At 53.1% G+C, this 8,525-nt stretch carries 3 protein-coding genes and 1 pseudogene; all 4 read left to right on the top strand.

The genetic code is table 11. The annotated features are described in order from the left end of the window. A pseudogene (locus ACLUYS_RS08335) lies at positions 1-1,173 on the top strand (glutamine synthetase type III); the annotation flags it as partial. 56 nt (positions 1,174-1,229) lie between these two features. Continuing rightward, the gene (gene asnB, locus ACLUYS_RS08340; protein WP_412659585.1) at positions 1,230-2,813 is read left to right on the top strand and encodes an asparagine synthase B; all 1,584 of its coding nucleotides are present in this window, start codon (positions 1,230-1,232) and stop codon (positions 2,811-2,813) included. Positions 2,814-2,826: 13 nt separating this feature from the next. Beyond that, the gene (gltB, locus tag ACLUYS_RS08345) at positions 2,827-7,323 is read left to right on the top strand and encodes a glutamate synthase large subunit (RefSeq protein ID WP_412659586.1); all 4,497 of its coding nucleotides are present in this window, start codon (positions 2,827-2,829) and stop codon (positions 7,321-7,323) included. Positions 7,324-7,339: 16 nt separating this feature from the next. Beyond that, on the top strand, positions 7,340-8,525 hold a 1,186-nt coding region (locus tag ACLUYS_RS08350; protein ID WP_412659587.1), incomplete at its 3' end, for a glutamate synthase subunit beta.

Here is an 8,525-nt window from a genome sequence, read left to right on the forward strand (position 1 = left end):
CACGAAAAGCCTTTTGCAGGCATTAACGGCAGCGGCAAGCACAACAACTGGTCCCTCTCCACCAATACCGGACTAAACCTTCTCGAACCCGGCGATACCCCGTACGAAAACCTGCAGTTTCTGACGTTCCTGGCCGGCATTGTCAAAGCCGTCGACGAACACCAGGATCTGCTCCGCCTTTCGGTAGCCACCGCCGGAAACGATCACCGTCTGGGTGCAAACGAAGCGCCTCCGGCTATCATCTCCATCTTTACCGGCGACGAACTCGCGGAAGTCATCGAAGCGATCAAAGCCGATGCCGATTACGGAAGCAAGGACAAGCAGTTCATGAACATCGGTGCCCGCGTTCTGCCTAAACTTCCCGTTGACACGACCGACCGCAACCGCACATCCCCGTTCGCGTTTACCGGCAACAAGTTTGAATTCCGTATGCCCGGCTCCGCCCAGTCCATTGCCGGCATCAATATGATTCTGAATACGGCGATCGCCGATTCGCTGATGCAGATTGCCGACGTGCTCGAACAGGCCGAAGATCTTCCTTCCGCTCTGCACAAGCTGCTTCGTGACATTTTCACGAATCATTCCCGCATCATCTTTAATGGCAACGGCTATTCCGACGAATGGGTCGAAGAAGCCGAACGCCGCGGCCTGCTCAATCTCAGGACCACGCCGGAAGCCATCCCGTATTTAAAACGCCCCGAGAATATTGCGCTCTTTGAACGGCATCACGTTCTGAGCGAAGAAGAAGTTCTCTCCCGCTATGAAATCCTGATGGAAGAATACGTTCATCTGCTGAACATCGAAGCCAGAACGATGATCGACATGGCCGGCCAGGAAATCCTTCCTGCCGTCAGTGCCTATCAGAAATCGCTTGCCGATACCGTTCTAGTCAAAACCCAGGTGGGTCTGCCCGCCGATCAGGGCTACGAAGGCACGATGCTGGCGCGCGGCAATTCCGAACTGACCAAAGCGTTTGCAGCGCTCGAACAGCTCAAGGCCGATCGCGATACGATGGATCATCTGGAACCGATCGAAACTGCAGCCGACTATGTCCGCGAAGTAATCCTCCCGGATATGGAAGAGCTGAGAAAGCATTGCGACGCGCTCGAAACCATGACGGACCAGAAATACTGGCCGTTCCCTGGCTACGATCGACTTCTGTTTGGACTCTAAATTTCACAAGCGGCTCTGCCGCTTGTTTTCTTTCACCCATTTTTAAGGAGAATCTTATGTGCACAGTTTTTTCCGTACAGACTTATCATCCGAATGCTGATGCAATCGAAGCGGCTTTGAAGAAAACGGAAACCCGCGGACCGGATGACACGAAGGTCGTTGTACTCGATGGCGCAGTGCTTGGATTCCAGCGGCTGTCCATTATGGGCCCTGACGCTTCAGGCATGCAGCCCTTCTTTCTTGGCGAAAATGCGCTGGTCTGCAATGGCGAAATTTACGGGTTTCGAAAAATCAAAAGCGAACTGGCGGCCAGAGGCTATGCCTTCCATTCCGATTCTGACTGCGAAATTCTGCTTCCTCTTTACGAAGAATACGGCACCGGGATGTTTGAACAGCTTGATGCGGAATTTGCGTGCGTGATTTACGATGGCCAGTCGAAATCGCTGATCGCTGCCCGCGATCCGATCGGCATTCGTCCTCTGCATTACGGCTATACCCCATACGGCGAAATCTGCTTTGCCTCAGAAGCCAAAAACCTGGAAGGGCTGGTCGAAACGATTTATCCCTTCCCGCCCGGACATTTTTACAAAGACGGTCAGTTCATCTGTTATCGTGACATGAGTCAGGTGGATGCCGTGATTGACGATGATCTTGAAACGATCTGCAAAACCATTCATGACCGGCTGATTGACGGCGTGCTGAAACGCCTGGATGCGGATATGCCCGTCGGTTTCCTCCTTTCCGGAGGACTCGATTCCTCTCTGGTCTGCGCCATCGCCGCCAGACATATGGACCGTCCGATCGAAACGTTTGCGATCGGCATGGAAGACGATGCGATCGATCTCAAATACGCAAGACAGGTCGCTGAATTTATCGGAAGTAATCATCACGAACTGATCATGACCAAAGAGGAAGTGCTCTCCTCTCTGGAAGAAGTCATTGCCGAACTGGCTACGTTTGATATCACAACGATCCGCGCGTCCATGGGCATGTATCTCCTCTGCAAAAAGATCCGGGAAATGAGCGATATCCGCGTGCTTCTGACCGGTGAGATTTCCGATGAGCTGTTCGGGTACAAATACACCGACTTCGCCCCCTCCCCTGAAGAATTCCAGAAAGAAAGCGAGAAGCGTGTACGCGAGCTGCATATGTATGACGTTCTGCGAGCCGACCGGTGCATTTCCACCCATTCCATGGAAGCCCGGGTCCCCTTTGGAGATCTCGATTTCGTCTCCTACGTAATGGCCGTCGATCCGGCCAGAAAGATGAATACGTACGGCATCGGCAAATACCTTCTGCGGCATGCTTTTGAAGAGGATCATCTGCTTCCTGAGTCCATTCTCTTCCGTCAGAAAGCCGCGTTCTCGGATGCGGTCGGCCATTCGATGGCCGATGATCTCAAAGCGTATGCCGAAGAACGATATACCGATGAAGAATTCGAAGAAAAGAGACAGCAGTATACGCATGCGATGCCCTTTACCAAGGAGTCGCTGCTGTATCGCGAACTGTTTGAAAAACACTATCCAGGCCAGTCGCAGATGATTGTCGATTTCTGGATGCCCAATAAAAACTGGAAGGGATGCGATGTGAAAGATCCCTCCGCCCGCGTGCTTTCCAACTACGGGGAAAGCGGAAGCTAGAAAGGAAATCCTTATGAATGAATTCCTGAAAGAACACGATGCCTGCGGCATCGGTACCGTCTGTCAGATGGACGGTACGCCTTCCCATCACGTTGTCGACCAGGCGCTCCATATTGTCGAAAAGCTCGAACACCGCGCCGGAAAAGATGCCAGCGGAACGGTAGGCGATGGAGTCGGCATTCTTCTGCAGGTCAGCGATACCTTTTTCACCAAGGCCTGCCGGCAGATCGATATCGACTACGTCCCCAATGGCCGTACCGGCATCGGCATGTTTTTCTTTCCGCAAAATGAACTCGAACGAAACCAGGCCAAAAAGCTGTTTGTGACGATGGCCCGCAAGGAAGGCTGTACGTTTCTTGGCTGGCGAAAGGTGCCCGTTCAGGAAGAAATTCTTGGCGAACCCGCAAAAGAATGCATGCCCTCCATCTGGCAGGCGTTTCTCAAAGCGCCAGATACAGTAAAGACGCGCAAGGACTTTGATCGTCTGCTCCATGTGCTTCGCCGCGAGTTTGAAAAGAGCTGTCCGCACACATACGTCGCGTCGCTTTCCTGCCGGACGATCGTCTACAAAGGCATGTTTTTAGTGGATCAGCTGCGGCGGTTTTATCTGGATCTGCAGTCGGAAGACTATCAGAGTGCTATCGCGATCGTGCATTCCCGCTTTTCGACCAACACAAAACCAAGCTGGAAACGCGCGCATCCCAACCGGATGATTGCGCACAACGGCGAAATCAACACAATTCGCGGCAATGCAAACCGCATGCTGGCGCGTGAAGAAAGCATGACGAGTCCGCTGATCGACACCCAGTATAAAAAAGTCCTTCCCGTCATTAATCCGGATGGATCCGATTCAGCCATGCTCGACAATACACTCGAATTTCTGACGATGAACGGCATGGATCTGGCCAAGGCGGTTGCAATCTGCATTCCCGAACCGTGGAAACATGTCCCGATGGATCCAAAGCGCAAGGACTTTTATCACTACTACGCGACCATGATGGAACCCTGGGACGGTCCAGCGGCCATTCTGTTTTCCGATGGCGAAGTGTGCGGGGCAGTTCTTGATCGAAACGGTCTGCGTCCAGCGCGCTACTACATCACCAAAGACGGGCAGTTCATTCTTTCTTCGGAAGTCGGCGTACTCGATATTGAACCGGATCAGATCGTCGAAAAATCGCGGCTGATGCCCGGCCGAATGCTGCTGATCGATACGAAGGAAGGCCGCCTGATTCCTGATGAAGAACTGAAAGCGCGCTACGCCAGTTCTCACCCGTATGGCGAATGGCTGAGCCTGAAACTCATGCATCTCGAAGATCTCAAAGCGCGCGATCGAAAACCGCAGATGCACGAGCAGAAACTGCGCGACGAACTGTACCGCAATTTCGGCTACACTTACGAAGATGTGAACGATCAGATTTTGCCGATGGCCAGAGAAGCAAAAGAACCGATTGCTTCCATGGGAACCGATGTTCCGTTAGCGCTGCTCTCGAAACTTCATCCCACGCTCTTTCATTATTTCAAGCAGCTGTTCGCGCAGGTCACCAATCCGCCGATCGATTCGCTGCGCGAAAAAGTCGTTACCGATACGACCATCTATATTGGTTCTTCTGGAAATCTTCTCGAAGAAAAAGCCGGCAACTGCGCACTGCTGGAAATCAATCATCCCATTCTCGATGCCAGCGACATGGACAAAATTCGCAGTCTCAATCAGCCGGGACTGAAATCCCGCGTCATTTCCCTGCTCTTTTACAAAGGAATGCCCCTCAAGGACGCGCTCGATCAGCTGTTTATCGAATGCGACCGGGCATACCGGGACGGCTGTTCGATTCTGATTCTTTCCGACCAGGGCGTGGACGAAAGCCATATGGCGATTCCGAGTCTGCTTGCGGTTTCGGCCCTTGAACAGCATCTGGTCGCTACGAAAAAGAAGACGGCCATGTCGATTCTTCTCGAAAGCGGCGAGCCGAAAACGGTCCATGAATTTGCGGCTTTGCTCGGTTTTGGTGCCAGCGGCATTTATCCGTATCTCGCCCACGAATGCATCGAAGAGCTGATCGACAAGGACATTCTCGATAAGGAACCTTCCAAAGCCATCGAAGACTACAATCAGGCGGTCCTTTCGGGCATCGTCAAAATTGCCGCCAAAATGGGCATTTCCACCCTCCAGTCGTATCAGGGTGCTCAGATTTTTGAAGCCGTAGGTATTTCCAAAGACGTTATCGACGCGTACTTCACGAATACGCAGTACGAAATCGGCGGTATTGGTCTGAAGGAAATCGAAGAAGATCTGCTCTGGCGCCACGCCCGTGCCTTCGATCCGCTCGGATTGCGCGCCAATACGTCTCTCGATTCGATCGGCTTTCATAAGCTGCGCTCGGGCAAAGGCAAGGAAGACCACCTGTATTCTCCAGAAGCGATTGTTATGCTCCAGAGCGCAGTGCAGACCGGGGATTATGACTTGTTCAAAGCGTATTCGAAACGGATTCATGACGAAAATGCACCCCATAACCTGCGCAACCTTCTTTGTTTTGAGGGAAGCCGTCCATCGATTCCGCTGGAAGATGTCGAACCCGTTGAATCGATCGTGAAACGCTTTAAAACGGGGGCCATGTCGTATGGGTCCATTTCTCAGGAAGCGCACGAATGCATGGCGGAAGCCATGAACCGTCTGGGCGGCCGTTCGAACTCCGGGGAAGGCGGCGAACGGCCCGAACGCTATGGAACCTTGCGCAATTCCGCCATTAAGCAGGTTGCTTCCGGCCGCTTTGGCGTCGATTCCGCCTATCTCTGCTCCGCCAGCGAAATTCAGATCAAGATGGCGCAGGGCGCCAAGCCGGGCGAAGGCGGTCATCTGCCAGGCGGCAAAGTGTATCCATGGATCGCGAAAACGCGCTGTTCCACGCCAGGCGTAACGCTGATTTCTCCGCCTCCTCACCACGATATTTACTCGATTGAAGATCTCGCCCAGCTCATTTTCGATTTGAAAAACGCGAATCGAGACGCCAGAATTTCCGTCAAGCTCTGTTCGGAAAACGGGGTAGGCACCGTCGCCTGCGGTGTCGCCAAGGCCGGTGCGGCGGTCATCCTGATTTCCGGCTACGACGGTGGTACCGGCGCTGCCGGCCAGAGTTCGATCCATCATGCAGGTCTTCCCTGGGAGCTCGGTCTCATTCAGTCGCATAAGGAACTGAGTGCCAATGGTCTGCGTCAGCAGGTGATTCTCGAAACGGACGGCAAGCTCATGAGCGGAATCGATGTCGCCATCGCGGCGTTACTTGGCGCGGAAGAATTTGGCTTTGCGACGGCTCCGCTCGTATCCATGGGCTGCCGCATGATGCGCGTCTGCTCACTCGATACGTGTCCGTTTGGCATTGCGACTCAGAACGAAGAACTGCGCAAGCGCTTTAAGGGCAAACCGGAATACGTCATGAACTTCATGCGTTTTACCGCCATGGAACTGCGCGAAATCATGGCTGAACTGGGCTTTGCGACGCTCGATGAAATGGTTGGTCAGGCGGCCAGCTGTCTGAAAGTCCGAAATACGCAGGCACTCGAACGCGCGGAACTTGCTCATCTTGATGATCTTCTCAAAGGCATTGAACCGATCCATCATCAAAGCGGTCAGGCGTTTGATTTTCATCTCGAACAGAGTCTGGATGTGGATGTGCTCCTTCCTGCGCTGCGCAAAAATCTGAAACGCAGAAAAGCGTGTGAGATGGATGTCGACATCTGTTCGACCAACCGCACCTTTGGCACGATTCTTGGCAGTGAAATGACCCGCTCTTTAGCCAAAGGCGAAACGCTGGACGAAGATCTGATTACCGTACGGGCGCATGGCGGTGCCGGACAGTCCTTTGGCGCGTTCATTCCGCAAGGGCTGCGCCTGGAATGTGAAGGCGATGCCAACGATTACTTTGGAAAAGGTCTTTCTGGCGGTACGCTGGCCATTTATCCGCCAAAAGTTTCCGGCTTTAAACCGGAAGAAAATGTGATCATCGGCAATGTGGCGCTTTATGGAGCCACTTCGGGCAAAGCGTTCATCAACGGAAAAGCCGGCGAACGCTTCTGCGTTCGAAACTCTGGCGCCGTGGCGGTCTGTGAGGGCTGCGGCGATCACGGACTCGAATACATGACTGGCGGAACGGCCGTGGTTTTAGGTCCGGTCGGCAAAAACTTTGCGGCCGGCATGAGCGGCGGCATCGCCTACGTGCTCGATCGAGAGCATGAGCTGTATCTCCATGTGAACCCGGAACTTGTCGATCTGGAAATGCTGGAAAGCAAAACCGATATTGAGGCCCTTGAAGCCATTCTTAAAGACCATGTGAAAGCGACCGGCAGTCCTTTAGCTGCATCGCTTTTAAAGGACTATCGGACGAAGCTCGATCAGTTCAAGAAAATCGTGCCGCGCGATTACCAGAAAATCCGCACAGATATCAAGGCGCTTGAAGATCTGGGCTACAGCGAACAGGAAGCCGCTCTCAAAGCCTTTGAGATGGCCCATCCGCACTAGAAAGGACGATGTCACTATGGAAAAGAACTTTGGATTTCTTGAATACACCAGGCAGGATGACCCGATTCTTCCGGAATCCGAACGTTTGAAAACGTTTGGCGAATTTCATCGTCCCTTAGACGAAAGACGAAGAAGAGAACAGGCGGCGCGCTGCATGCACTGCGGCGTTCCGTTCTGTCAGTCCGCGATTTCCCTGAACGGAATGACGACAGGCTGTCCGCTTCACAATCTCATTCCGGAATGGAACGAACAGCTCGCCCTCAAAAACGATCAGTACGCCCTCATCCGGCTTTTGAAAACGAACCCGTTTCCTGAATTTACCAGCCGGGTCTGCCCTGCGCTCTGTGAAAAGGCGTGCATCAACGGCATCGATTCACAGCCGACCACGGTTCATGACAACGAGTTTTTCATTATTGAAAACGGGTTTAAAAACGGCTGGGTCAAGCCGGCCGAAATTGAGGAACAGACCGGAAAGCGCGTGGCGATCATCGGTTCCGGTCCTTCCGGTCTGAGCTGCGCAAACTATCTCAATCGGCGCGGTCACTTTGTGGATGTCTATGAAAAGGACGATCGTCCTGGCGGACTTCTGATGTACGGCATTCCCAACATGAAACTCGACAAGTCAGTCGTTGAACGGCGCATCCATCTGCTCGAACAGGAAGGCGTGGCTTTTCTTTGCGGCGTAGAAGCCGGCAGGGACATTTCCTTTGAACAGCTAAAAACGCAGTACGACGCGATCGTTCTGGCAGCCGGCAGCATCGTGCCGCGCAGTCTGAATGGAGTCGACACGGCGCTTGGCGGCGTATATTATGCGGTCGATTTTTTGCGGCAGATGACTAAGGATGTTCTGGCCGGTACCGATTTTCTGATTTCGGCCAAAGACAAAAACGTGATTATCGTCGGCGGCGGGGATACGGGAAATGACTGCACAGGAACCGTTCTTCGTCAGCACTGCAAATCCGTTACTGCTCTGGAAATGATGCCCAAGCCGCCGCTGCACCGCGCTGAAAACAATCCATGGCCGGAATGGCCCAAAGTCCTGAAAACCGATTACGGGCAAAAAGAAGCTATAGAACGATTTGGAGAAGATCCGCGTCGTTTCCAGACGACGATCGCCTCCATTATCGAACAGGACGGGCATATTGAAAGCGTAACGACCGTAGAAGTTGGTCCGGGCTTTAAACCGATTGAAGGTACAGAAC

The sequence above is a fragment of the Allobaculum sp. genome, from assembly GCF_047010065.1.
Lineage (GTDB): Bacteria > Bacillota_I > Bacilli_A > Erysipelotrichales > Erysipelotrichaceae > Allobaculum > Allobaculum fili.

Coding starts and splice junctions, on each gene's coding strand:
- asnB (WP_412659585.1), top strand. CDS start 1,230: ATGTGCACAGTTTTTTCCGTACAGACTTATCATCCGAATGCTGATGCA.
- gltB (WP_412659586.1), top strand. CDS start 2,827: ATGAATGAATTCCTGAAAGAACACGATGCCTGCGGCATCGGTACCGTC.